This window comes from Pseudomonas alcaligenes (genome assembly GCF_014490745.1).
Taxonomy (GTDB): Bacteria; Pseudomonadota; Gammaproteobacteria; order Pseudomonadales; family Pseudomonadaceae; genus Aquipseudomonas; species Aquipseudomonas alcaligenes_C.
Genome location: NZ_LZEU01000001.1, coordinates 615,559 through 638,500, shown reverse-complemented (window position 1 = coordinate 638,500; position 22,942 = coordinate 615,559). Strand labels below are relative to the sequence as shown.

Genomic DNA, 22,942 nt, shown 5'->3' with positions numbered 1-22,942 from the left:
GTTTACGGGGTAACGATTTATTCGTCGTCGAACTGATAGGCACCCGGCGCCAGGTTCTCGAAGCGCGAGTACTTGCCGAGGAAGGCCAGGCGCGCGGTACCCAGCGGGCCGTTACGCTGCTTGCCGATGATGACCTCGGCGACGCCCTTGTACTCGGTCTCGGGGTGATAGACCTCGTCGCGGTAGACGAACAAGATGATGTCGGCGTCCTGCTCGATTGCACCGGATTCGCGCAAGTCGGAGTTGATCGGGCGCTTGTTCGGGCGCTGTTCCAGGCCGCGGTTGAGCTGCGACAGGGCAATGACCGGGCAGTTGAATTCCTTGGCCAGGGCCTTGAGCGAGCGCGAGATCTCGGAAATCTCGTTGACCCGGTTGTCGCCGCTGGAGCCGGGGATCTGCATCAGCTGCAGGTAGTCGACCATGATCAGGCCGATCTCGCCGTGCTCGCGGGCCAGGCGGCGGGTACGCGCACGCATCTCCGATGGCGAGATGCCGGCGGTATCGTCGATGAACAGCTTGCGGTCGTTGAGCAGGTTGACCGCCGAGGTCAGGCGCGGCCAGTCGTCGTCATCCAGGCGGCCGGAGCGCACCTTGGTCTGGTCGATGCGACCCAGGGACGCCAGCATACGAATGACGATGGATTCCGAGGGCATTTCCAGCGAGTAGACCAGGATCGCCTTGTCGCTGCGCATCAGGGCGTTTTCCACCAGGTTCATGGCGAAGGTGGTCTTACCCATGGAGGGACGGCCGGCGACGATGATCATGTCGGCCGGCTGCAGGCCGCTGGTCAGGTTGTCCAGGTCGGTGAAGCCGGTGGACAGGCCGGTGATCGCGTCGCCGGCGTTGAACAGGCTGTCGATGCGGTCGATGGCCTTGACCAGGATGTCGTTGATGCCCACCGGACCGCCGGTTTTCGGCCGCGCCTCGGCGATCTGGAAGATCAGGCGCTCGGCCTCGTCGAGAATTTCCTCGCCGGTACGGCCTTGCGGCGCGTAGGCGCTGTCGGCGATCTCCGAGCTGATGCCGATCAGCTGGCGCAAGGTGGCGCGCTCGCGAATGATCTGTGCATAGGCCTTGATGTTGGCCACCGACGGGGTGTTCTTGGCAAGCTCGCCCAGATAGGCCAGGCCGCCGACTTGCGCCAGCTGGCCCTCCTTGTCCAGTTGCTCGGCCAGGGTCACCACGTCGAACGGCGAGTTGCGCTCGGCCAGCTTGAAGATGGCGCGGAAGATCAGGCGGTGATCATGGCGGTAGAAGTCGCCATCGGAGACCTGGTCGAGTACCCGCTCCCAGGCGTTGTTGTCCAGCACCAGGCCGCCGAGCACGGCCTGCTCGGCCTCGATGGAATGCGGCGGCACCTTGAGGGCGGCGGTTTCCAGGTCGTACTGCTGGGGAGTGCTGATATCGTTCATGGCACCTGAAATTCCAAAGCGCAGAAGCTTTTGCAAAAGCGGGCTTTGCAAAAAACTCTGCGGAAAAACAAAGGGCACGGCACCGCGGATGCGATGTCGTGCCCGATTGTCTGCAGGCCTGTGCCTAAGCGCAAGCCCGCAAGTCGGCTGACTTAGGCAGCTACGACAACAACCTTGACGGTTGCTTCAACGTCGGTGTGCAGGTGCACAGCTACGTCGAATTCGCCAACCTGGCGAATGGTGCCGTTCGGCAGACGCACTTCAGACTTAGCCACTTCGACGCCGGAGGCGGTCAGGGCATCAGCGATGTCGTGGGTACCGATGGAGCCGAACAGTTTGCCTTCATCGCCGGCGACGGCGGTGATGGTGACTTCCAGCTCGGCCAGCTGAGCAGCGCGAGCTTCGGCCGAAGCCTTCTTCTCGGCAGCAACTTTTTCCAGCTCGGCGCGGCGCGCTTCGAACGCAGCTACGTTCTCGGCGGTAGCGGCGGTCGCTTTGCCCTGCGGCAGCAGGAAGTTGCGGCCGTAACCGGCTTTGACGTTGACCTTGTCGCCCAGGTTGCCCAGGTTGGCGATTTTTTCCAGCAGGATAACTTCCATTTGGGTCTTACCTCTTGAACTTTTAACCTTCACCGTTCGCGGGGCCGGCGCCGTTCTTGCGCGCCTGGCGACCACGAAAATCCATCAGACTGTCGACGATGGCCAAGGCCACCAGCAACGGATAAACCAGTTGCATCTGCAGCAGCAGAAGCACGTACAGCCCCACCAGCCAGAACCTGGCCAGACGCCCCTCGGCAACCAGACCATGCAGCAGCGCCACACCGGCAAACGCCAGGGGCACACTGCTGATGGGCGTCAACATCGCCAGCCCGGTGCCGATGTTCGGGCCCAGTAGCATGGCGGCCAACAGGCCCAGGGCCAGTGCCGGGGACAGCTTCAGAACGCGGAACTCGCGCCCGAAACCGCCGGGGTTGTACAACGCCGCCTGCCAAAAACGCCCGAGTACCAGGCAAAGCAGACTGACGATTTGCAACAGTGCAGCCATCAGACCGGTGAGTACCGGGGCTGTCAGCGACTCCAGGCGCATCCGCTCATCTACCGGCAACTGCTGGTAGAGCTCCGCGAACATCTGCGGCATCAGCTTGTTCAGCTCAGCCGCCATGTTCGCAATGGGCTCGCGGAACTCCGCCCCCAGAACCACTGCATACACCAGCCCCAGCGCCATGCTGACCAGCAGCACGCGTGTCCAGGCCTGGCCGGCGCGCAACAGCTGCGCCAACCCCAGCGTACCGAGCAACACCAGCAGGGTGCGCGGTTCGCCGAAATGCCACCAGGCCAGAGCCGGCAGCATCGCCCAGACGAGGATGCCAACGGCATCCTTGGGGCCCCGCCGCAACAGCACCAGGCTGCTGGCGGCGGCACTCAACCAGAACAACAGCGGCACAGCCGCCGATCCAACCACCACCAGGGTGGCCTGCACGCGGCCGCGCATGATGAAATCAGCCAAGGCGCGCATGCGGTTTATCCTTTGCTACGAGTCGACTGCCTGCTATCAACGGCCGTGGCTGTCGGTGTAGGGCAGCAGGGCCAGGTAGCGGGCGCGCTTGATAGCGACAGCCAGCTGACGCTGGTACTTGGCCTTGGTACCGGTGATACGGCTAGGAACGATCTTGCCGGTTTCGGAGATGTAGGCCTTCAGGGTGTTGAGATCCTTGAAGTCGATCTCTTTCACGCCTTCAGCGGTGAAACGGCAGAATTTACGACGACGGAAGAAACGTGCCATGAATGTGGCTCCTCAATAGATCCGTGGATTACTCGTCAGCGTTGTCGCTGTTGTCACCGTCTTCGCCTTCGGCGGAGTCGGTTTCAACGCGCTCACGGCGCTCGCGGCGCTCGCTGCGGTTTTCTTCGGCCTTGAGCATCTCGGACTGGCCGGTAACGGCTTCGTCGCGACGGATGACCAGGTTGCGGATCACGGCGTCGTTGTAGCGGAAGTTGTCTTCCAGCTCGGCCAGGGCTTTGCCGCTGCACTCAACGTTCAGCATCACGTAGTGAGCTTTGTGTACGTTGTTGATGGCGTAGGCCAGCTGGCGACGACCCCAGTCTTCCAGACGGTGTACTTTGCCGCCGTCTTCTTCGATCAGCTTGGTGTAACGCTCGACCATGCCGCCGACTTGCTCGCTCTGATCCGGGTGAACCAGAAAGATGATTTCGTAATGACGCATGAATGCTCCTTACGGGTTGTAGCCTGCCAACTGAAAGTGGTCAGGCAAGGAGTGAATGACTCGTTTTACTTGCCGAACGAAAGGCACCAGAGCGCCCGCCGACACGGCAAGGGGCGACATTCTAGAGAAGCCCCCTGCCCGGCGCAAGGCAAACTGGTGATTATTTGAGCAGCAGCCCCGCCAGACGGGGCTCGCTGACGGGACGACCTAGGCCTTGAGCTTGGCCTGGCGCTGGCGCACCGCTTCGAACAGGCAGATGCCGGTGGCCACCGAGACGTTGAGACTGCTGACGCTGCCCGCCATCGGCAGCTTCACCAGGAAGTCGCAGTGCTCGCGGGTCAGGCGGCGCATGCCCTTGCCCTCCGCGCCCATGACCAGCACGGTTGGGCCGCTCATGTCCTGCTGGTACAGCTCCTGCTCGGCCTCACCGGCGGTGCCAACCACCCACAGGCCCTTCTTCTGCAGTTTTTCCAGGGTGCGACTGAGGTTGGTCACAGCCACCAGCGGAATGACCTCGGCCGCACCGCAGGCCACCTTGCGCACGGTGGCGTTGAGGGTAGCCGACTTGTCCTTGGGCACGATCACCGCCAGGGCGCCAGCGGCATCGGCCGTGCGCAAGCAGGCACCGAGGTTGTGCGGATCGGTCACGCCGTCCAGCACCAGCAGCAACGCAGGGCCTTCACTGCGCTCGAACAGCTCGTCGAGCATGTTCTCGCCCCACACCTGGCTGGGGCTGACCTCGGCCACCACGCCCTGGTGCACCCCTTCGGCCCACTCGTCCAGCTCGTGGCGATCCTTGTGCCCGACCACTACCCGATGCTGAGCAGCCAGCTCGAGCAGTACCTGCACCCGCGGATCCTGCCGGCTTTCCGCCAGCCACAGTTGCTTGACCCGCTTGGGATGATGGCGCAGCAACGCTTCGACAGCGTGCACGCCATAGACCTTTTCCAGCTGACTCATTAGTTCGCCTTACGCTTGCCCGACCTGCCACCCGCCGGAGCACCGCCCTTGGGCGCACCCTTGCGATGGCCGGATGGCTTCTTCGCCGCCCCAGCAGCCGGTTTGCCGCCCTTCTTGGCGCCATCCAGCAGAGCCTTCTTCACATCCCGGCTCTTCTGCACGTCGGTATTGCCAAAGCTCTTGTCCGCCTTGGCCCGCGCCTTGCCGGCCGGAGCCGTTTCAGCACCTGCCCGCCGCGTGCGCGGCGCGGCCTTGCTCGCCGCAGCACCCAGCTCGAAGTCGATCTTGCGCTCGTCGAGGTCGACGCGCATGACCTTCACTTCCACGCTGTCGCCCAGGCGGAAGCTGCGCCCGCTGCGCTCGCCCGCCAGACGGTGGTGCACCGGGTCGAAGTGGTAGTAATCGGCCGGCAGCGCGGTGACATGCACCAGACCTTCGACGTAGATGTCCTTGAGCTCGACGAACAGGCCGAAGCCGGTCACCGCGGTAATCACACCCTCGAAACTCTCGCCGACGCGATCCTGCATGAACTCGCACTTGAGCCAGTTGACCACGTCACGGGTGGCCTCGTCGGCACGCCGCTCGGTCAGCGAGCACTGCTCGCCGAGCTGCTCCAGGGCCGGCTCGTCGTACGGATAGATGCGCGCCCGCGGAATGCTCACCGCACCGGCCCGCTGCACGTGCGGGGTTTCCAGGCGGGAACGAATCACGCTGCGGATGGCACGATGCACCAGCAGATCCGGATAGCGGCGGATCGGCGAGGTGAAGTGGGTGTAGGCCTCGTAGTTGAGACCGAAGTGACCGTTGTTGTCGGCGCTGTACACCGCCTGACTCAGCGAACGCAGCATCACGGTCTGGATCAGGTGGAAGTCCGGACGCCCCTGGATGCTGGCCAGCAGCTTCTGGTAGTCCTTCGGCGACGGCCCTTCCTTGCCCTTGTGCAGCCCCAGGCCGAGCTCGCCGAGGAACGCCTTGAGTTTCTCCAGGCGCTCCGGCGGCGGGCCGTCGTGCACCCGGTACAGCGAGGGGATCTCATGCTTCTGCATGAACTGCGCAGTGGCCACGTTGGCCGCCAGCATGCATTCCTCGATCAGCTTGTGCGCATCGTTGCGCTGGGTCGGGCGGATCTCGGCGATCTTGCGCCCGGAACCGAAGATGATCCGCGTTTCCTGGGTCTCGAAATCGATGGCGCCGCGCTCGTGACGAGCGGCCAGCAGCACCTGGTACAGGGCATACAGCTGCTTGAGGTGCGGCAGAATTTCCTTGTACTCGCCGCGCAGGGCCTTGCCCTCGCTGCTCGACGGCTGCTCCAACATGTAGCTGACCTTGTTGTAGGTCAGGCGCGCATGGGAGTGGATCACCGCCTCGTAGAACTGGTAATCGACCAGCTTGCCGGACTTGGACATGGTCATTTCGCAGACCATGGCCAGGCGATCGACATGCGGGTTCAGCGAGCACAGGCCGTTGGACAGCTCTTCCGGCAGCATCGGCACCACGCGCTCGGGGAAATACACCGAGTTACCGCGCTTGACCGCCTCCTCGTCCAGGGCCGAACCGACCTTGACGTAGTGGGAGACGTCGGCGATCGCCACATAGAGCTTCCAGCCGCCGGAAAACAGCTTCCAGCGGCTGCTGTTCTTCTCGCAGTAGACTGCGTCGTCGAAGTCGCGGGCATCCTCGCCGTCGATGGTGACGAACGGCAGATGGCGCAGGTCGACGCGGTTCTGCTTGTCCTTTTCCTCGACTTCCGGCTTGAGCTTGCGCGCCTCCTTGATCACCGCCTCGGGCCACACATGCGGGATGTCGTAGCTGCGCAGCGCCACGTCGATTTCCATGCCCGGCGCCATGTAGTTGCCGATCACTTCGACGATGTCGCCCTGCGGCTGGAAGCGCGAGGTCGGCCAGTGGGTGATCTTGATCTCGACGAACTGGCCGATCTTGGCCCCGCCGGTACGCCCTGGAGTGACCAGCACTTCCTGCTGGATCTTCGGGTTGTCGGCCTCGACGAAGCCGATGCCGGCCTCTTCGAAGTAGCGCCCGACAATGCTCTCGTGGGCACGCTCGATCACCTCGACGATCGCGCCTTCACGGCGACCGCGACGGTCGAAACCGGCGACGCGCGCCAGCACCCGGTCGCCATCGAACACCAGGCGCATTTGCGCCGGGCTGAGGAACAGGTCGTCACTGCCATCGTCGGGTGCGAGGAAACCGAAGCCATCGCGGTGACCGCTGATGCGCCCGCGGATCAGATCCAGCTTATCCACCGGGGCATAGGTGCCGCGCCGGGTGTAGATCAGCTGGCCGTCGCGCTCCATGGCGCGCAGGCGGCGACGCAGCGCTTCGAGCTGCTCGTCGGTGGTCAGGCCAAACTCGGCCACCAGCTCCTCGCGGGCAGCGGGCGAACCGCGCTCGGACAGGTGCTGCAGGATCAGCTCGCGGCTGGGAATGGGGTTATCGTATTTTTCCGCCTCGCGGGCGGCCTCAGGGTCGAGGGATTGCCAATCGGCCATTAAGTGAAATCACCTTTACGCATATATAGATGTGTTTGCCATTTGCCTATTGAAGCGCGAAACGACCTCGGGGGTCAGCTTTTCCCGCGACAATAATTTTTTTACCGTCAGGGGTTTACAAGCAAAAACCGCATCCGTATAGTTCGCGGCCTCAACGTTGCTGAGACGTTGTAACACGGAAACGACTGATTCATCATAGTTTCCCGTGCCCAGGTGGCGGAATTGGTAGACGCACTAGGTTCAGGTCCTAGCGGTGGCAACACCGTGGAAGTTCGAGTCTTCTCCTGGGCACCACTATTCAGAAATCGAGCGCCAGCTTGATTTCGCTTCAACGGAGCAGCAACACCGTATCGGCATAGCCGATGAACGCTGCAAAAAGTCGATGATTCGTCATCGCAATGTGCCCAGGTGGCGGAATTGGTAGACGCACTAGGTTCAGGTCCTAGCGGTGGCAACACCGTGGAAGTTCGAGTCTTCTCCTGGGCACCACTCTTCAAAACAAAACCGAGCCACTGGCTCGGTTTTGTCTTTTCTGGCCCGGAAAAAGCCATGGAGCGCCACACTGACGCCCCCTGCCAACCCTAGACCTTGAACTGGGCGAAGCTGGCCTTCAGCTGTGCCACCAGACCATCGACCACCCGCCCGCTGGCCGCCGTCTCGCTGACCGCCTGCGCCGCGCGCTGCGCTTCGCCATGGATCACCTCGACCCGACCACGCACGGCACTGGCGCCATCGGCCTGATGGCTCGCCGCCCGCGTCGCCGCATCGATGGCGCCATGCACCTCATCCACCGAAGCCTGTACCGATTGCTGCAGGCGCGCGCTGTCGCGCAGGGCCTGCAGACCTTCGGCCGCCTGCGCGCCGGCCTGACCGATCACCGCCACCGCCTCGCTCGCGCCCTTCTGCAGCGCCGCGATATGCGCCTGGATATCGCCGGTGGACTGCTGGGTCTTGCTCGCCAGGGCACGCACCTCGTCGGCCACCACGGCAAAGCCACGCCCGCTCTCGCCAGCCCGCGCCGCCTCGATGGCCGCGTTCAGCGCCAGCAGGTTGGTCTGCTCGGCAATCGACTGGATCACCGTCAGCACCACTTCGATCTGCTCGCTCTGCCGCGCCAGCCGCTCGATCACCGCCGAGCCGTTCTCCACCCGCGCCACCAGCGCCTCGATCAGGCCGCCGACCTTGGCGGCAATCGCCGCATTCTCGTGGGCGGCCTGGCGAATCGCCGCCACCCGCTGCTGCGCCGCATGCATGGCCTGGCTTTCCGCCTGCGCGGCACCAGCCATTTCCTCCAGCGCCTGCAGACTGCCGGCCACCTCATCGCGCTGACGAGCCGAAGCCGACTCCGCCGCTGCACTGCGCTGCGCCAGGCTGCGGATCTCGTCGCCGGTACGCGCCGCCACCTCGCCCGCCTCGCGCACAATAGGCTGCAGCTTGGCGATGAAACGGTTGACCGCATCGGCCATGTCGCCCACTTCGTCGCGACTATCCAGCTGCACCCGGCGAGTCAGGTCACCCTCCCCGGCCGCCAGATCCTGCAATGCAGCAATCAGCAGCTGCAGGCGACTGAGCACCCGCCAGCCCAGCACCAGCGCCACCGCCACCAGGGTCAGCACACCGACCACCAGCAAGCCGAGGGCGATACGCCAGCGCAGACCATCGGTCGACTGGCGCACGGTATCGCTGCCATTGCGCGCCATCTCCTGGGTCGCCTGCTCTGCCGCCTGCAGGCGCTGCTGCAGCGCCTTGGTGCTTTCCTGGGCGGCACCGCTCAGGCTGCTGTCGACCAGCTCGCCGGCGCTCCCCACCAGCACGGCGAAGCGCCCATCCAACGCCGTCAGCTCCTGTTCCACGGCATCCAGTGACAGCCCCAGCTGGATCTTGCCGATCGAGGCCCCCATCGGATTGATATCGACCTCGACCAGGTGCACCCGCGGGTCGCGCGAGGCGGCATCCACCAGCTTCTCCAGGGGCGTTGCCCCCGTGCCGGCAGCGATCAGCTCACGCACCTGCGGGCTGCTGCGGTTGAAGTTGCGCGTCAGGCGCTGGCCCTGGGCGTCGTAGTAAATGGCGAAGAGCACCGCCGGATCGCGCTGGACGATGCGGGTAAAGGCAGTCAGGGCCGGCGAGTCGTTATCCCAGATGGCCTTGGGCGCCACGCCGGCCAGCAGCTGCGCCAGCGAGTTGCCGGATTGCTTGAGATTCTCTTGCAGCACCTTGCGCAGCTGCGCCTGCTCGCCCTTGAGCTGCCCCGACAGGCCGCCAGTGAGGCGCTCGCGGGTATTGGCCGAAAGCGCAGCCAGGCCGGCGCTCATTTCCTTCTCGGCACTGCCCAGCTCACCCGCCAGGCGCTCACTTTCGCCACCCAGACGCTGGGTCAGATCGACCACCAGGCCATCCACGCTGGCTCGTGTCAGCCATACCGCCAGCCCCACCTGCACCAGCATGGCCAGACCTAGGGCGATGAATACCGGGCGCAACAGACGACTGCGCAACAACGAAAATAGAACGGACACTGCTCAACTCCTTCCGCCAGGACGGCCCACGGCAGGGCATCGGCCGCAGGCAGCAAAGCTGTAACCTAAAGCAAGGTATAGGCCACCAAGAGCACTTTGCCAGCATGCAAAAAGGCCGCTCGAGAGCGGCCTTTTTGTTATTACACCCGACGGATCAGGCGAACGGATGACGCAGCACGATGGTCTCGTTGCGATCCGGGCCGGTGGAGATGATGTCGATCGGCGCACCGACCAGCTCTTCCACGCGTTTGATGTAGGCACGAGCGTTGGCCGGCAGTTCGTCCAGGCTCTTGGCGCCCAGGGTCGACTCGCTCCAGCCCGGCAGCTCCTCGTACACCGGCTGCAGGCCGATGTAGCTGTCGGCGTCGGTCGGCGCATCGACCAGCAGGTTGCCTTGGGCATCCTTGTAGCCGGTGCAGATGCTGATGGTCTCCAGACCGTCGAGCACGTCCAGCTTGGTCAGGCACAGGCCGGAGATGCTGTTGATCTCGATGGCGCGACGCAGGATCACGGCATCGAACCAGCCGCAGCGACGGGCGCGACCGGTGGTCGAGCCGAACTCGTGGCCACGCTTGGCGAGGAAGGCGCCGGTCTCGTCGAACAGCTCGGTGGGGAACGGGCCGGAACCGACGCGAGTGGTGTAGGCCTTGGTGATGCCGAGGATGTAGTCGAGGTACAGCGGGCCGAAACCGGAACCGGTGGCAGTGCCGCCGGCGGTGGTGTTGGAGCTGGTGACGTACGGGTAGGTGCCGTGGTCGATGTCCAGCAGCGAGCCCTGAGCACCTTCGAACATGATGTCCTTGTCGGCGCGACGCAGCTCATGCAGGTCGGCGGTGACGTCGGTCATCATCGGGCGCAGCTGCTCGGCATAGGCCATGCACTCGTCGAGAGTGGCCTGGAAGTCGACCGCCGGCTCCTTGTAGTAATTGACCAGCACGAAGTTGTGGTAGTCCAGCAGCTCGCCGAGCTTGGCGGCGAAGCGCTCACGGTGGAACAGGTCGCCGATGCGCAGGCCACGACGCGCCACCTTGTCTTCGTAGGCCGGGCCGATGCCGCGACCGGTGGTGCCGATCTTGGCATCGCCACGGGCCTTCTCACGGGCCTGGTCGAGGGCCACGTGATAGGACAGGATCAGCGGGCAGGACGGGCTGATACGCAGACGCTCGCGCACCGGTACACCCTTCTCTTCCAGCTTGGTGATCTCGCGCATCAGGGCGTCGGGGGCGACTACCACACCGTTGCCGATCAGGCACTGCACGCCTTCGCGCAGGATGCCGGATGGAATCAGGTGCAGCACGGTCTTCTCACCGTCGATGACCAGGGTGTGACCGGCGTTGTGGCCGCCCTGGTAACGCACGACAGCGGCGGCCTGCTCGGTCAGCAGGTCGACGATCTTGCCCTTGCCCTCATCACCCCACTGGGTGCCCAGGACGACGACATTCTTACCCATAACACTTTTCCTCTTTGCGGAAGCTCGATGCCGGCCGCGGCCGGCGGAAAACTCGTCAGGACGCCAGCGGCGCCACTTGCCAACGCCCGTCGCGCAGCTGCAGGAGGCGGTCGCAACCAGCCTCGCCGGCGGCGGCGATATCCTGCCCGGGCAATGCCTGTACCACACGCGCACCTTCACGGCGCAGGCGCTGTACGGCCTGCCACAGGTAAACGTCATGGCTGTCCGGCGCCCAGACTCCAGCGGCCGGCTCGTCGACCTGCATGTCGCCCAGGGTCACCAGGGTCTTCAGGTCGGTGGAGAAACCGGTGGCCGGACGCGCACGGCCGAAATCGGCGCCGATGTCGTCGTAGCGGCCACCCTGGGCGATGGACTGCCCCATGCCCGGCACGAAGGCGGCGAACACCACCCCGGTGTGATAGTGGTAGCCGCGCAGCTCGCCAAGGTCGAAGTACAGCGGCAGCTCCGGATAACGCAGCTCCAGCTGGTCGGCAATGGCGACCAGCTCGTCGAGCGCGGCATGCACTTCGGCCGGCGCCTCAACCAGGCAGGCCTGAGCCAGCTCCAGCACTTCGCGCCCGCCACACAGCTCAGCCAGGGCCCGCAGCATGGAACCCAGCTCGGCCGGCAGCTGCTCGGTGAGCAGCGCCACCTCGTCCACCGCCTTGCGCTGCAGGGCATCGAACAGTTGCTGCTCGGCCTCGCCGGACAAGCCGGCGGCGCGCGCCAGGCCACGGTAGATGCCGACATGGCCGAGATCCATGTGCACATCCGGCACCCGCGCCAGCTCGAGCATGTCGAGCATCAGGCTGATGACTTCCACGTCGCTGGCCGGGCTGGCATCGCCGTACAGCTCGGCACCCAACTGGATCGGGCTGCGCGAGGTGGACAGCGCACGCGGTTTGGCGTGCAGCACGCTACCGGCATAGCACAGACGGCTCGGCCCTTCGCGGCGCAGGGTGTGGGCATCGATACGCGCCACCTGCGGCGTGATGTCGGCGCGGAAGCCCATCAGGCGGCCGGATTGCGGATCGGTCACCTTGAAGGTGCGCAGATCCAGATCCTGGCCGGCACCGGTGAGCAGGGATTCGAGGTATTCGATATGCGGGGTCACGACGAATTCGTAACCCCAGCGCTGGAACAGATCCAGCACCTGGCGGCGTGCCGCCTCGATGCGCGCCGCTTCCGGCGGCAGTACTTCTTCGATGCCATCTGGCAGCAGCCAGCGGTCTACCGTTGCCATTTCGCCATTCCCCTCTCGGTGCGGGCGGCAAGCCTTCAGTGAAGCAGATACAGGAGGGCAGTCCCCAGCAACATGCTGGCCAGCCCGATCAGGCGCAGGCGGCGGTCAGACAGCTGCGCCACCTGGGCGAGCACTGCGCGCCACTGCCGGGGATAGAGGAAGGGCAAGACGCCTTCCAGTACCAACACCAGGCACAACGCGATACCGAATTCCTGCAACATGATTCCCGCAGACGCAAAAAAGCCGGGCTGTTTACCCGGCTGACCCATGATAACACGTTTTCCCTGACGGTCACCCCGACGGGCCGAACGGCCACGTCGGGAGCGCCTCGATCAGGGCTTGGATTGCTGCAGGTAGCGGAAGAACTCGCTCTGCGGATCCAGCACCAGTACATCGTTCTTGCTGGAGAAGCTGTCGCGGTAGGCACCCAGGCTACGGTAGAAGGCGTAGAACTCGGCATCCTGGCCATAGGCCTTGGCGTAGATCGCCGCGGCCTTGGCATCACCATCACCGCGCACTTCTTCAGCCTCGCGATAGGCCTCAGCCAGGATCACCCGCTTCTGCCGATCGGCATCGGCGCGAATCCCCTCGGCCAGTTCCTTGCCCTTGGAGCGGTGTTCGCGGGCTTCGCGCTCACGCTCGGAGCTCATGCGGTCGAACACGCTGCGATAGACCTCTTTCGGCAGGTCGATGGCCTTGACCCGCACGTCCACCACTTCGATGCCCAGCTCCTTCTGCGCCATGCCGTTGAGCGACTTGGTGATGGCTGCCATCAGCGCATCGCGCTCACCGGACACCACCTCGTTGAGCGAACGGGTACCGAACTGGTTGGACAGCGCCGACACCAGACGCTGGGACAGGCGGTCGTCGGCAATCTGCTTCAGGCCGGAAGTCGCGGTATAGAAGCGCTCGGCATCCGCCACCCGCCACTTGGCATAGGCATCCACCATCACCGCTTTCTTTTCCTTGGTCAGGATGCGCTGGATCGGCGATTCCAGGGTCAGCAGGCGGGCGTCGAACTTGCGCACCTGGTTGACCCCCGGGATCTTCACGTGCAGGCCCGGCTGCACATCGGCCACCTGGATCTTACCGAACTGCAGGAGCACGGCCTTCTCGGTCTGGGTGACGATATACAGGCTGTTCCACACCAGTACAGCCAGAACCACCGCGCCGATCAGGGCAAATAGGGACTTGTTGCTCATCAGCGGCTCTCCCTCGAACGCAGGTCACGCTGCTGCAGATCGCCAACGATCCGCGTGGTGGTCTCGCCACTGGCGGCAGGCGCCGCGGAACCGACCGGCACACCGCCGCGGCTGTCGATCATCTTGTCCAGCGGCAGATAGAGCAGGTTGTTCTGCCCCTCTTTGCCAGTCACCAGCACCTTGCTGGTATTGCTGAAGACCTGCTGCATGGTGTCCAGGTAGAGGCGCTGACGGGTCACTTCCGGCGCCTTGCGGTATTCGGCAACCAGCTTGGTGAAGCGATCCGCCTCACCCTGGGCACGCGCCACCACTTCGTCGCGATAGCCGTTGGCATCTTCAATGATGCGCTGGGCCTGACCGCGGGCTTCCGGCACCACGCCATTGGCGTAGGTTTCTGCCTGGTTCTTCTCGCGCTGCTCGTCTTCGCGAGCACGGATCACGTCGTCGAAGGCATCCTTGACCTCGGCCGGAGCCGCCGCACGCTGGATGTTGACCTGGGTGACGGTGATACCGGTGCCGTAGTTGTCGAGGAAGGTCTGCAGACGCTTGCTCACCGCCATCGACATCTGCTCGCGACCGAGGGTGATCACCTCGTCCATCGAGGTGGAGCCGGCGACGTGGCGCAGGGCGCTCTCGGTAGCGTGCTGCAGGCTGACCTCAGGCTGGTCGACGTTGAGCACGAAGTCCTTGAGGTTGCTGATCTTGTACTGCACGGTCAGCGGCACCTCGACGATATTCTCGTCCTCGGTGAGCATCTGCCCCTGCTTGGAGAAGGTTCGCTCGCGGGTCACGTTCTCCTGGAATTTCTTGTCGAAGGGCGGGAAGTAGATGTTCAGCCCCTGGCCCACCGTCTCGTGGTACTTGCCGAGACGCAGGATCACCGCCTGCTCCTGGGCATCGACGATATAGATGGCATTCCACAGCCAGACGACCGCCAGCAGCGCCACACCGATGCCGAGCAGGCCGAAACCACCGCCCGAGCTATCGTCACGTTTCTTGCCGCCGCCGAAGATGCCATTCAGGCTCTCCTGCAGCTTGCGGAAGGCTTCGTCGAGATCCGGCGGCCCTTGTCGGCCACCGCCTTTGCGGCCACCCCAGGGATCCTGATTGTTCGAGTTGCCACCCGGCTCATTCCAAGCCATAGCGCTCTCCATCTGATAAAGCAAAGACGCACCCGCGGCGCGCCGGCCCATGCTACAGAATGCCTGCCGTCCGCCGCAAAAGCGATGGCGCGGGCTTTATTGCAAAGTGTGTTGCTCGAGGAATTCCTGCGGCTGCAAACCTTCGCGACTGACCAGCCGGTTAAGCTCGACCCGCGGCAGACGGATGGCCAGCAGGATCGCGCCCTCCTCGTCATGCGCCTCGCTCTGCACCGCATTCAGCGCGAAGAAACCGGCACGCAGCCGGCCCAGGCGCTGCGGCAGGCGCAGGGTACCGACGAACAGATCCTCACCGAGCAGCTCGGCCACCGCCTGACGCAGCAGTTCCAGGCCCTGGCCGTCGCGCGCCGACAGCCAGACGCGCTGCGGCTTGCCGTCGCCATCGCGCTGGATCTGCGGCTCGACGCCCTCGAGCAGGTCGATCTTGTTGTACACCTCGAGCATCGGCAGCTCGTTGGCACCGATCTCGCCGAGCACCGCCATGACCTGCTCGATCTGCTGATCACGCTCCGGCTCGTGAGCATCGATCACGTGCAACAGCAGGTCGGCGTTGCTCGACTCTTCCAGGGTGGCGCGGAAAGCCTCCACCAGCTTGTGCGGCAGGTGGCGAATGAAACCCACCGTGTCGGCCAGCACCACCGGCCCCAGGTCGTCCAGCTCGAGGCGGCGCAAGGTCGGGTCGAGGGTGGCGAACAGCTGGTCGGCGGCATACACCTCGGAGGTGGTCAGCGCATTGAACAGGGTCGACTTGCCGGCGTTGGTATAGCCGACCAGGGAAACCGAAGGAATGTCCGCCCGCTTGCGCCCGCGCCGGGCCTGCTCGCGCTGGCTGCGCACCTTGTCCAGGCGTTGCTTGATCTGGCGAATGCGTACCCGCAGCAGGCGGCGGTCGGTTTCCAGCTGGGTTTCACCCGGACCGCGCAGACCGATACCGCCCTTCTGCCTCTCCAGGTGAGTCCAGCCGCGCACCAGACGCGTGCTCATGTGGTTGAGCTGGGCCAGTTCGACCTGCAGCTTGCCTTCATGGGTACGCGCACGTTGAGCGAAGATATCGAGAATCAGACCGGTACGGTCGAGCACCCGGCACTCGAAGGCGCGCTCGAGGTTGCGCTCCTGGCTGGGTGTAAGGGTGTGGTTGAAGATGACCAGCTCGGCCCCTTCGGCCTTGACCAGATCACGCAGCTCTTCGACCTTGCCGCTGCCGACCAGGAACTTGGCGGTCGGCATATGGCGCGGCACATTGACGAAGGCCACCACATCCGCGCCGGCTGAAAGAGCCAGTTCGCGGAACTCCTGCGGGTCTTCGCGCGCCTCGGGATTTGCACCTTCCAGATGAACAAGGATCGCTTGCTCACCACCACCGTGGCGCTCAAAGAACAAGACAGACTCCCGTCAAATGTTGCCCGGCTCGGCTTGCTCGCCTTCACCGGCGCTCGGCAGACGCACCGGGCGGCTCGGCACCACGGTGGAAATGGCGTGTTTGTAGACCATCTGGCTGACAGTGTTCTTCAGCAAAATAACGAACTGGTCGAAGGATTCGATCTGGCCTTGCAGCTTGATGCCGTTAACCAGATAGATGGAAACCGGTACGCGTTCCTTACGCAGGGTATTCAGGTAAGGGTCTTGTAGCGAATGCCCTTTTGACATGTGCCGCACTCCTGTAGAGGTCTAAAAGTAGTAACGCAAAAATGGCTTTTATGCCGTATCAGCCTTGAAAACCAAGGATAGACGGCGAATTGACGGGTCTCATCACAATATGGAGACCGTCTTGAGGTATTTCAAGGTACGCAACAGATTGTCGTCGGCCTGGCTGTCCAGCCACTCCAGGGCTGCCCAGCTGCGCAACCAGGTGAACTGGCGCTTGGCCAACTGGCGTGTGGCGATGATCCCCCGTTCCGCCATGTCCTCGCGGCCGAGGCGCCCGTCCAGGTAATCCCATACCTGGCGATAGCCCACCGCGCGGATCGACGGCAATCCCGCATGCAGGTCGCCCCGCAGGCGCAACGCTTCGACCTCTTCGACGAAGCCCTGTTCCAGCATCAGGTGAAAACGTTGCGCGATACGCGCATGCAGCACCTGGCGCTGCGTCGGAGCTATGGCGAATTGCGCCACAGTATAAGGCAAATGCGCCATTTCCGGCGCGTCTAAACCGCTATTTTGCGCAGCCTGGCGCTGCCGATGGGCGGTCATGCTGAGGCCGCTGACACGGTAGACCTCCAGCGCCCGGGTCAGGCGCTGCGGGTCGTTGGGGTGAATTCGCGCCGCCGACTCAGGATCGACCGCCGCCAGCTCGCGGTGCAGCGCCTCCCAACCCTCGACGGCCGCCCGCGCCTCCAGCTCGGCGCGCACCACGGGGTCAGCACTGGGCATATCGGCCAGGCCTTCCAGCAACGCCTTGAAATACAACATGGTGCCGCCGACCAGCAGCGGAATGCGCCCGCGCGCTGTGATCTCCGCCATGGCCGCCAGGGCGTCAGCGCGGAACTCGGCCGCCGAGTAGCTCTCGGCCGGGTCGCGGATATCGATCAGGCGGTGCGGATAACGCTCAAGGGTGGCGCGATCCGGCTTGGCCGTGCCGATATCCATACCGCGGTAGATCAGCGCCGAATCCACGCTGATCAGCTCGCAAGGCAAGGCATCGGCCAGCGCCAGGGCCAGGTCGGTCTTGCCGGCTGCGGTCGGGCCCATCAGGAAGATGGCGGGAGGCAGTTGAGACATCGAAGAGGCGCTCCAGGCGCAATAGGTGTCGACTCAGCGACCGCGCAGGAACAGCTTGTCGAGATCATCCATACCCAGCTGCGTCCAGGTCGGCCGACCATGGTTGCACTGGCCACTGCGCTCGGTCTGCTCCATGTCGCGCAGCAGGCCGTTCATCTCGGGGATGGTCAGGCGCCGGTTGGCGCGCACTGCGCCGTGGCAGGCCATGGTCGCCAGCAGCTCGTTGAGATGGGCCTGGATGCGGTCACTGGTGCCGTATTCCAGCAGATCGGCGAGCACATCGCGCACCAGCTGGGTGGCTTCGGCCTGCTTGAGCAGGGCCGGGATCTGGCGGATCGCCAGGCTCTCCTCGCCCAGGCGCTGCAACTCGAAGCCCAGGCGCTGGAACCAGTCGCCATGCTCCTCGGCGCAGTCGGCCTCGCGCTGGCTCAGGGCAATCGACTCCGGCACCAGCAGCGGCTGGCCGCGCAGCCCCTCGCAGGCCATGGCGGTCTTCAGCCGCTCGTAGGTGATCCGCTCATGAGCAGCGTGCATATCCACCAGCACCATGCCCTGGGCATTCTCGGCGAGGATGTACACGCCCTTGAGCTGAGCCAGGGCGTAGCCCAGCGGCGGGATATCGCCCTGGGTCTGCGGCAGGCCGGCCGGCACAGCCTCGGGCAGCGGCGCGAAATACTCGCGATAGGCCCCCTGGGCCTCGGCGGCAGGCACGAAGGACTCGGGCCGCGGTGCCTGATAACCGGCACCGGGCGAGCGCCACACCGACGATGGCGCCGCCGGCTGTTCCAGCACGCTGGCAGCCAGGCCCATCTCGCCCTGCGGGCCGAACTCGCCGGCCGCCTGGCCCGTGGGGCGCACCATCTGGCTGACCGCTGCCGGGGCAGCCAGCTGGTCTTCCGGCCGCACCTCGCCCAGTGCCCGGTGCAGGGTGCCGTAGAGGAAGTCATGCACCATGCGGCTCTCGCGGAAGCGCACTTCGTGCTTGGTCGGGTGCACGTTGACGTCGACCACGCTCGGATCGATCTCGAGGAACAGCACAAAGGTCGGATGCCGGCCGTTGAACAGCACGTCGCGGTATGCCTGGCGCACCGCATGGGCGACCAGCTTGTCGCGCACCATGCGCCCGTTGACGTAGAAATACTGCAGGTCGGCCTGGCTGCGCGAGAAGGTCGGCAGGCCAACCCAGCCCCACAGGCGCAGGCCGTTGCGCTCCACCTCGATGGGCAGCGCCTGCTCGAGGAAGGCCGAACCACAGACGCTGGCCACACGACGGGCGCGGCCGATTTCGTCCGGCGCCTCGTGCAGGGCGAATACGGTCTTGGCGTTGTGACGCAGGTGGAAGGCCACGTCGAAACGGGCCAGAGCCAGTTTCTTGATCACATCCTGCAGGTGATCGAATTCGGTCTTCTCGGCGCGCAGGAACTTGCGCCGCGCCGGGGTATTGAAGAACAGGTCGCGCACCTCCACCGAGGTGCCGACCGGATGCGCCGCCGGCTGCACTCGCGCCTGCATGTCGCGGCCTTCGGTTTCCACCTGCCAGGCCTGCTCGGCGTCGGCGGTACGCGAGGTCATGGTCAGGCGCGCCACCGAGCTGATGGAAGCCAGCGCCTCGCCGCGGAAACCTAGGCTGGATACCGCTTCCAGATCTTCCAGTTCGCGGATCTTGCTGGTGGCATGCCGGGCCAGGGCCAGCGGCAGGTCATCGGCCGGAATGCCGCCGCCGTCGTCGCGCACCCGCAGCAGCTTGATGCCACCCTGCTCGACTTCCACGTCGATGCGCTTGGCGCCGGCATCCAGGCTGTTTTCCAGCAGCTCCTTGATCACCGAGGCTGGCCGCTCGACCACTTCGCCGGCAGCAATCTGGTTGGCCAGCCGCGGACTCAGCAGCTGGATGCGCGCCCCGCCGCTCATGGCTGGGCCGCCAGCGCCGTGGTCGGAATGCTCAGGGTCTGGCCGACCTTGATGGTGTCGCTCTTCAGCGAGTTGGCGCTGCGCAGCGAAGCCAGGCTGACCTGGTAGCGCTGGGCGATCAGCGCCAGGCTCTCGCCCGAGCTGACCACATGATCACGCGGGCCCGGGGCGATCTGCCCGGAGTCGCGCAGCCAGGCGATATAGGTGCCCGGCGGCGGATTCTGCTGGAAGAACTGGCGCACGCCGGCAGTGATCGAGCGCGCCAGGGTCTGCTGGTGGCCGCTGCTGGACAGCTTGTTGGCTTCGTTGGGGTTGGAGATGAACCCGGTTTCCACCAGGATCGACGGAATATCCGGCGACTTCAGCACCATGAAGCCGGCCTGTTCGACCCGGCGCTTGTGCAGCGGCGTGACGCTACCAACATGGCTGAGCACCTTCTGCCCGACATTCAGGCTGGAGGACAGCGAGGCGGTCATCGACAGGTCGAGAAGCACCCCGGCAAGCATGCGATCCTTGTCGTCCAGGCTGACGTTGCCGGCACCGCCGATCAGGTCGGACTGGTTCTCACTATCGGCCAGCCAGCGCGCGGTTTCCGAGGTGGCGCCGCGCTCGGAAAGGGCGAATACCGAGGCGCCGAAGGCACTGCGGCTGGGAGCGGCGTCGGCATGGATGGAGACGAACAGGTCGGCGCCCTTCTTGCGGGCGATCTCGGTGCGCTTGCGCAACGGGATGAAGTAGTCGCCGGTACGCACCAGTTCGGCGCGGAAGCCCTTCTCGTTGTTGATCTGGCGCTGCAGCTCCTTGGCGATGGCCAGGGTCACGTTCTTTTCCAGCACGCTGCGATTCGGCCCCAGGGCGCCCGGGTCTTCGCCGCCGTGGCCGGCATCGATGGCCACCACGATGTCGCGCTTGCCGCCCGGCACCGGCGGCAGCTTGTTCGGCGCCTGACTCGGCGTCTGCGTCGGGGTCGCCGTCGGCGGCACAGCCGGCTGGCTCGGTGCGGTGCTCGGCAGGGTTGCCACTGGCGGCGTGCTCGGCGGGGTATCGTCGGCGTCGGCCGCGCCCTGGTCGAACAGGTCGACCACCAGGCGGTTGCCGTACTGCTGGTTGGGCGCCAGGGTGAAGCTCTTCGGCGTGACCACGGCGGACAGGTCGATGACCAGGCGCAGGTCGGTCGGGGTGCGCTGCGCCGAGCGAATGCCGGTGATCGGCGTATTGCTCAGCGACAGCTTGTCCAGAGGCGCCGACATCTGCGCGCCGTTGACGTCGATGACGATACGGTTGGGGGCGGTCAGGGTGAACACGCTGTGCTGCACCGGGCCGGACAGGTCGAACACCAGGCGGGTGTTGTCCGGCGCGCGCCACAAACGCACGCTGCGCACTTCCGTGGCGGCCAGCACATCGGCGGCCAGGGCGGCCAGCACAATCCCGATACCGCCAAACAGCGCACGCAGGCGCATACCTTTCCCCATTGTTATCTACAAACTCTTATTAGAACCGGTTCAACGTCTGCTGCGCGTCGGCCATGCTGCGTTGAAGTCGGGCTCAGAATGCTCATTTACAGGTCGTAAACTGCGCTTCTTCGCCCAACTTTGCCTTGCCTGTCTCTAGCTCGCGAGACCTTGAACAGGTTCTAGGGCAACACACCAAGCCTCGGCACGAGCACTGTGTGGCTGCAACAGCAGCGCACGGCCGGCGCCTTGTGGGCTTATGGTAATGGTCAGGTCAGCCTTTGGCAAAACGCCGGCACCGCGCTGCGGCCACTCGATCAGGCACAGGGCGTCGTCTTCGAAGTAGTCGCGGATGCCGAGAAACTCCAGCTCCTCGGGATCGGCCAGGCGATACAGGTCGAAGTGGTAGGCGCGCTTGTCGCCCAGCTCGTAAGGTTCGACCAGGGTGAAGGTCGGGCTCTTCACCGCACCGGTGTGGCCCAGGCCGCGGACGATGCCGCGTGACAGGGTGGTCTTGCCGGCCCCCAGATCGCCATGCAGGAAGATCAGCCCGTGCCCGCCGGTGGCCGCGGCCAGGCGTGCACCGAGGGCCAGCATGGCCTCCTCGCCTTCGGCATATAAGGTCACTGCAGACATGGCGCATGCTCCTCAAGCAACTGACGAATGGTCGGAATCAGATCACTGGCAGCCAGCCCGCGCCCGTTTACTGCGAGCTGCTGACCGGCGCTGGCGTGCAGCCAGACCGCCAGCGCGGCGGCAGCGAAGGCATCGAGCCCCTGACCGCGCAGGGCACCGATCAGACCGGCCAGCACATCGCCCAGGCCGGCACCAGCTATGGCCGGATGACCACGATCACACAGCAGCAGGCGCCCATCCGGCGCGGCGATCAGGCTGCCGGCGCCCTTGAGCACCACCACCGCCTGGTACTTCTGCGCCAGGGCCAGGGCTGCCGCCGGGCGATCGCCCTGCACTTCGGCCGTGGATATGCCCAGCAGGCGCGCCGCCTCGCCGGGATGCGGAGTCAGCACACAGTCCGCCGGCAATTGCAGCGCGCCGGCCGCCAGCAGATTCAGTGCATCGGCATCCCACACCTGCGGGCGGGCACTGGCCGCCACCGCACTGAGCAGGCTGCGCCCCCAGGCCTGCTGGCCGAGGCCAGGGCCGACCACCAGCACATCGGCCTGGGCGCACAGTGGCGGCAATTGATAGGTGGAATCGGTGGCCACGCACATCACTTCCGGACGCCGCGCCAGGCTGGCCGCCACATGCTCTCCGCGAGTGGCCAGCGAGACCAGGCCAGCGCCAGCGCGCAGGGCGCTTTCCGCCGCCAGCAGGGCCGCGCCGCCGAAGCCGCGATCGCCACCGACCACCAGCACATGACCGAACAGGCCCTTGTGCGCCGTGCGCGAGCGCGGCGCCAGCTGCGGCAACGCGCCGCCCGCCAGGCGCAGCGCGGCACAGGCCTGCGCCGCCAGCAGCTGCGGATCGGCCTGCAGGTCATCGAACACCAGCTCACCGACCCAGTCCGGCGCATCGCCGGTGAACAGGCCAAGCTTGAGGCCGATAAAGCTGACGGTCAGGTCGGCACGCACCGCCTGCTCGGCAACCAGGCCATTGTCGGCATGCAGCCCGGAAGGCAGATCCAGCGCCAGCACCGGCAGGCCGCTGCCGTTGATGCGCGCGATGGCCTCGGCATAGGGCGCGCGCAGCTCGCCTTGGAAACCGGTGCCGAGCAGGCCGTCGACCAGCACGCCACGCAATTCTGCGCCGCCACTCCAGGCCTCGACCGCCACACCAGCCGCCAGCGCGGCCTGATGGGCCGTCGCCGCATCGCCGGCCAGCTTGCCCACCGCGCCTACCGCCAGCACCCGCACGGCCCAACCGGCCATGCGCGCCAGTTCGGCGACCAGGTAGCCGTCGCCGGCGTTGTTGCCGGCACCGGCCAGCACGGTGACTTCGCCAGCCTGCGGCCAGCGCCGGCGCAGGGCGCGCCAGGCAGCATGGGCGGCGCGCTGCATCAGCTCGAAACCGGGGGTGCCGGCGGCGATCAGGCGCGCATCCAGCTCGCGCACCTGGGCGGCGGTATACAACGGCAGGGGTAAACTCTCTTCGGCAAGCGACATGGTTCGGTGATTCAGGCGAGGTCTGGCAGAATTATACCCATCTCCCTCCGGTTGCCGCCCAG

The 22,942-nt window shown here is 65.2% G+C and carries 20 protein-coding genes and 2 tRNA genes; 2 read left to right on the top strand and 20 right to left on the bottom strand.

What is annotated here, in order from left to right; genetic code table 11:
• Positions 1–17: 17 nt before the first annotated feature.
• The 7 genes from dnaB to rnr form a co-directional block, all read right to left on the bottom strand.
• Positions 18–1,412 (bottom strand): replicative DNA helicase, encoded by a 1,395-nt coding sequence (gene dnaB, locus A9179_RS02860; RefSeq protein WP_187804353.1) that lies wholly within the window; start codon positions 1,410–1,412, stop codon positions 18–20.
• A 152-nt stretch (positions 1,413–1,564) separates the two neighbouring features.
• Positions 1,565–2,011: a 50S ribosomal protein L9 gene (gene rplI / locus A9179_RS02855; protein WP_187804352.1), complete on the bottom strand. Its 447-nt coding sequence runs from the start codon at positions 2,009–2,011 to the stop codon at positions 1,565–1,567.
• Positions 2,012–2,033: 22 nt separating this feature from the next.
• Entirely contained in the window at positions 2,034–2,927 is an 894-nt protein-coding gene (locus A9179_RS02850; RefSeq protein ID WP_187804351.1) for a hypothetical protein, read from the bottom strand.
• A 36-nt stretch (positions 2,928–2,963) separates the two neighbouring features.
• Positions 2,964–3,194: a 30S ribosomal protein S18 gene (gene rpsR, locus A9179_RS02845; protein ID WP_021701047.1), complete on the bottom strand. Its 231-nt coding sequence runs from the start codon at positions 3,192–3,194 to the stop codon at positions 2,964–2,966.
• Between the two features lie 28 nt (positions 3,195–3,222).
• On the bottom strand, positions 3,223–3,636 hold the full coding sequence (gene rpsF, locus A9179_RS02840) for a 30S ribosomal protein S6 (RefSeq protein WP_187804350.1): 414 nt from the start codon (positions 3,634–3,636) through the stop codon (positions 3,223–3,225).
• Between the two features lie 207 nt (positions 3,637–3,843).
• Complete coding sequence (rlmB, locus tag A9179_RS02835) at positions 3,844–4,596, bottom strand: 23S rRNA (guanosine(2251)-2'-O)-methyltransferase RlmB (protein ID WP_187804349.1); 753 nt, start codon at positions 4,594–4,596, stop codon at positions 3,844–3,846.
• Positions 4,596–7,106 carry a ribonuclease R gene (gene rnr, locus A9179_RS02830; RefSeq protein WP_187804348.1) on the bottom strand — a complete coding sequence of 837 codons (2,511 nt, stop codon included), beginning with the start codon at positions 7,104–7,106 and terminating at the stop codon, positions 4,596–4,598. The genes rlmB and rnr overlap by 1 nt, the downstream gene beginning before the upstream one ends.
• Positions 7,107–7,313: 207 nt before the next feature.
• Here rnr and A9179_RS02825 point away from each other — a divergent pair.
• Both A9179_RS02825 and A9179_RS02820 read left to right on the top strand, forming a co-directional pair.
• A tRNA-Leu gene (locus A9179_RS02825) sits at positions 7,314–7,400 on the top strand.
• Positions 7,401–7,508: 108 nt separating this feature from the next.
• Positions 7,509–7,595 (top strand) — tRNA-Leu (locus A9179_RS02820).
• Between the two features lie 92 nt (positions 7,596–7,687).
• On the opposite strand, the gene A9179_RS02815 is transcribed toward A9179_RS02820, so the two are convergent.
• The 13 genes from A9179_RS02815 to A9179_RS02755 form a co-directional block, all read right to left on the bottom strand.
• Entirely contained in the window at positions 7,688–9,622 is a 1,935-nt protein-coding gene (locus tag A9179_RS02815) for a methyl-accepting chemotaxis protein (RefSeq protein WP_187804347.1), read from the bottom strand.
• A gap of 154 nt (positions 9,623–9,776) precedes the next feature.
• The gene (locus tag A9179_RS02810) at positions 9,777–11,072 is read right to left on the bottom strand and encodes an adenylosuccinate synthase (protein ID WP_187804346.1); all 1,296 of its coding nucleotides are present in this window, start codon (positions 11,070–11,072) and stop codon (positions 9,777–9,779) included.
• A 55-nt stretch (positions 11,073–11,127) separates the two neighbouring features.
• Positions 11,128–12,315: an ATP phosphoribosyltransferase regulatory subunit gene (locus tag A9179_RS02805; RefSeq protein WP_187804345.1), complete on the bottom strand. Its 1,188-nt coding sequence runs from the start codon at positions 12,313–12,315 to the stop codon at positions 11,128–11,130.
• A 35-nt stretch (positions 12,316–12,350) separates the two neighbouring features.
• Positions 12,351–12,536, bottom strand: coding sequence for a DUF2065 domain-containing protein (locus A9179_RS02800; RefSeq protein ID WP_187808479.1), 186 nt, complete (start codon positions 12,534–12,536; stop codon positions 12,351–12,353).
• A gap of 111 nt (positions 12,537–12,647) precedes the next feature.
• Positions 12,648–13,517 carry a protease modulator HflC gene (gene hflC / locus A9179_RS02795; protein WP_187804344.1) on the bottom strand — a complete coding sequence of 290 codons (870 nt, stop codon included), beginning with the start codon at positions 13,515–13,517 and terminating at the stop codon, positions 12,648–12,650.
• Complete coding sequence (hflK, locus tag A9179_RS02790) at positions 13,517–14,659, bottom strand: FtsH protease activity modulator HflK (protein WP_187804343.1); 1,143 nt, start codon at positions 14,657–14,659, stop codon at positions 13,517–13,519. The genes hflC and hflK overlap by 1 nt, the downstream gene beginning before the upstream one ends.
• Before the next feature lie 96 nt (positions 14,660–14,755).
• Positions 14,756–16,057, bottom strand: a complete 1,302-nt coding sequence (hflX, locus tag A9179_RS02785; protein WP_187804342.1) for a ribosome rescue GTPase HflX — start codon at positions 16,055–16,057, stop codon at positions 14,756–14,758.
• 12 nt (positions 16,058–16,069) lie between these two features.
• Complete coding sequence (gene hfq, locus A9179_RS02780) at positions 16,070–16,324, bottom strand: RNA chaperone Hfq (protein ID WP_187804341.1); 255 nt, start codon at positions 16,322–16,324, stop codon at positions 16,070–16,072.
• 102 nt (positions 16,325–16,426) lie between these two features.
• A complete protein-coding gene (gene miaA, locus A9179_RS02775; RefSeq protein WP_187804340.1) occupies positions 16,427–17,395 on the bottom strand; it encodes a tRNA (adenosine(37)-N6)-dimethylallyltransferase MiaA in 969 nt (322 codons plus the stop codon).
• A gap of 33 nt (positions 17,396–17,428) precedes the next feature.
• The gene (gene mutL / locus A9179_RS02770) at positions 17,429–19,306 is read right to left on the bottom strand and encodes a DNA mismatch repair endonuclease MutL (protein ID WP_187804339.1); all 1,878 of its coding nucleotides are present in this window, start codon (positions 19,304–19,306) and stop codon (positions 17,429–17,431) included.
• Positions 19,303–20,778 (bottom strand): N-acetylmuramoyl-L-alanine amidase, encoded by a 1,476-nt coding sequence (locus A9179_RS02765; RefSeq protein ID WP_187804338.1) that lies wholly within the window; start codon positions 20,776–20,778, stop codon positions 19,303–19,305. Before A9179_RS02765 ends, mutL begins: the two co-directional genes overlap by 4 nt.
• Positions 20,779–20,913: 135 nt before the next feature.
• Positions 20,914–21,393 carry a tRNA (adenosine(37)-N6)-threonylcarbamoyltransferase complex ATPase subunit type 1 TsaE gene (tsaE, locus tag A9179_RS02760; protein ID WP_187804337.1) on the bottom strand — a complete coding sequence of 160 codons (480 nt, stop codon included), beginning with the start codon at positions 21,391–21,393 and terminating at the stop codon, positions 20,914–20,916.
• Positions 21,381–22,880 (bottom strand): NAD(P)H-hydrate dehydratase, encoded by a 1,500-nt coding sequence (locus tag A9179_RS02755; protein ID WP_187804336.1) that lies wholly within the window; start codon positions 22,878–22,880, stop codon positions 21,381–21,383. Before A9179_RS02755 ends, tsaE begins: the two co-directional genes overlap by 13 nt.
• Positions 22,881–22,942: the final 62 nt, after the last annotated feature.

What these genes read in the sequence shown, in the direction of transcription:
- dnaB (WP_187804353.1), bottom strand. Translation starts at nt 1,412, where the DNA reads ATGAACGATATCAGCACTCCCCAGCAGTACGACCTGGAAACCGCCGCC.
- rplI (WP_187804352.1), bottom strand. Translation starts at nt 2,011, where the DNA reads ATGGAAGTTATCCTGCTGGAAAAAATCGCCAACCTGGGCAACCTGGGC.
- A9179_RS02850 (WP_187804351.1), bottom strand. Translation starts at nt 2,927, where the DNA reads ATGCGCGCCTTGGCTGATTTCATCATGCGCGGCCGCGTGCAGGCCACC.
- rpsR (WP_021701047.1), bottom strand. Translation starts at nt 3,194, where the DNA reads ATGGCACGTTTCTTCCGTCGTCGTAAATTCTGCCGTTTCACCGCTGAA.
- rpsF (WP_187804350.1), bottom strand. Translation starts at nt 3,636, where the DNA reads ATGCGTCATTACGAAATCATCTTTCTGGTTCACCCGGATCAGAGCGAG.
- rlmB (WP_187804349.1), bottom strand. Translation starts at nt 4,596, where the DNA reads ATGAGTCAGCTGGAAAAGGTCTATGGCGTGCACGCTGTCGAAGCGTTG.
- rnr (WP_187804348.1), bottom strand. Translation starts at nt 7,106, where the DNA reads ATGGCCGATTGGCAATCCCTCGACCCTGAGGCCGCCCGCGAGGCGGAA.
- A9179_RS02810 (WP_187804346.1), bottom strand. Translation starts at nt 11,072, where the DNA reads ATGGGTAAGAATGTCGTCGTCCTGGGCACCCAGTGGGGTGATGAGGGC.
- A9179_RS02805 (WP_187804345.1), bottom strand. Translation starts at nt 12,315, where the DNA reads ATGGCAACGGTAGACCGCTGGCTGCTGCCAGATGGCATCGAAGAAGTA.
- A9179_RS02800 (WP_187808479.1), bottom strand. Translation starts at nt 12,536, where the DNA reads ATGTTGCAGGAATTCGGTATCGCGTTGTGCCTGGTGTTGGTACTGGAA.
- hflC (WP_187804344.1), bottom strand. Translation starts at nt 13,517, where the DNA reads ATGAGCAACAAGTCCCTATTTGCCCTGATCGGCGCGGTGGTTCTGGCT.
- hflK (WP_187804343.1), bottom strand. Translation starts at nt 14,659, where the DNA reads ATGGCTTGGAATGAGCCGGGTGGCAACTCGAACAATCAGGATCCCTGG.
- hfq (WP_187804341.1), bottom strand. Translation starts at nt 16,324, where the DNA reads ATGTCAAAAGGGCATTCGCTACAAGACCCTTACCTGAATACCCTGCGT.
- miaA (WP_187804340.1), bottom strand. Translation starts at nt 17,395, where the DNA reads ATGTCTCAACTGCCTCCCGCCATCTTCCTGATGGGCCCGACCGCAGCC.
- mutL (WP_187804339.1), bottom strand. Translation starts at nt 19,306, where the DNA reads ATGAGCGGCGGGGCGCGCATCCAGCTGCTGAGTCCGCGGCTGGCCAAC.
- A9179_RS02765 (WP_187804338.1), bottom strand. Translation starts at nt 20,778, where the DNA reads ATGGGGAAAGGTATGCGCCTGCGTGCGCTGTTTGGCGGTATCGGGATT.
- tsaE (WP_187804337.1), bottom strand. Translation starts at nt 21,393, where the DNA reads ATGTCTGCAGTGACCTTATATGCCGAAGGCGAGGAGGCCATGCTGGCC.
- A9179_RS02755 (WP_187804336.1), bottom strand. Translation starts at nt 22,880, where the DNA reads ATGTCGCTTGCCGAAGAGAGTTTACCCCTGCCGTTGTATACCGCCGCC.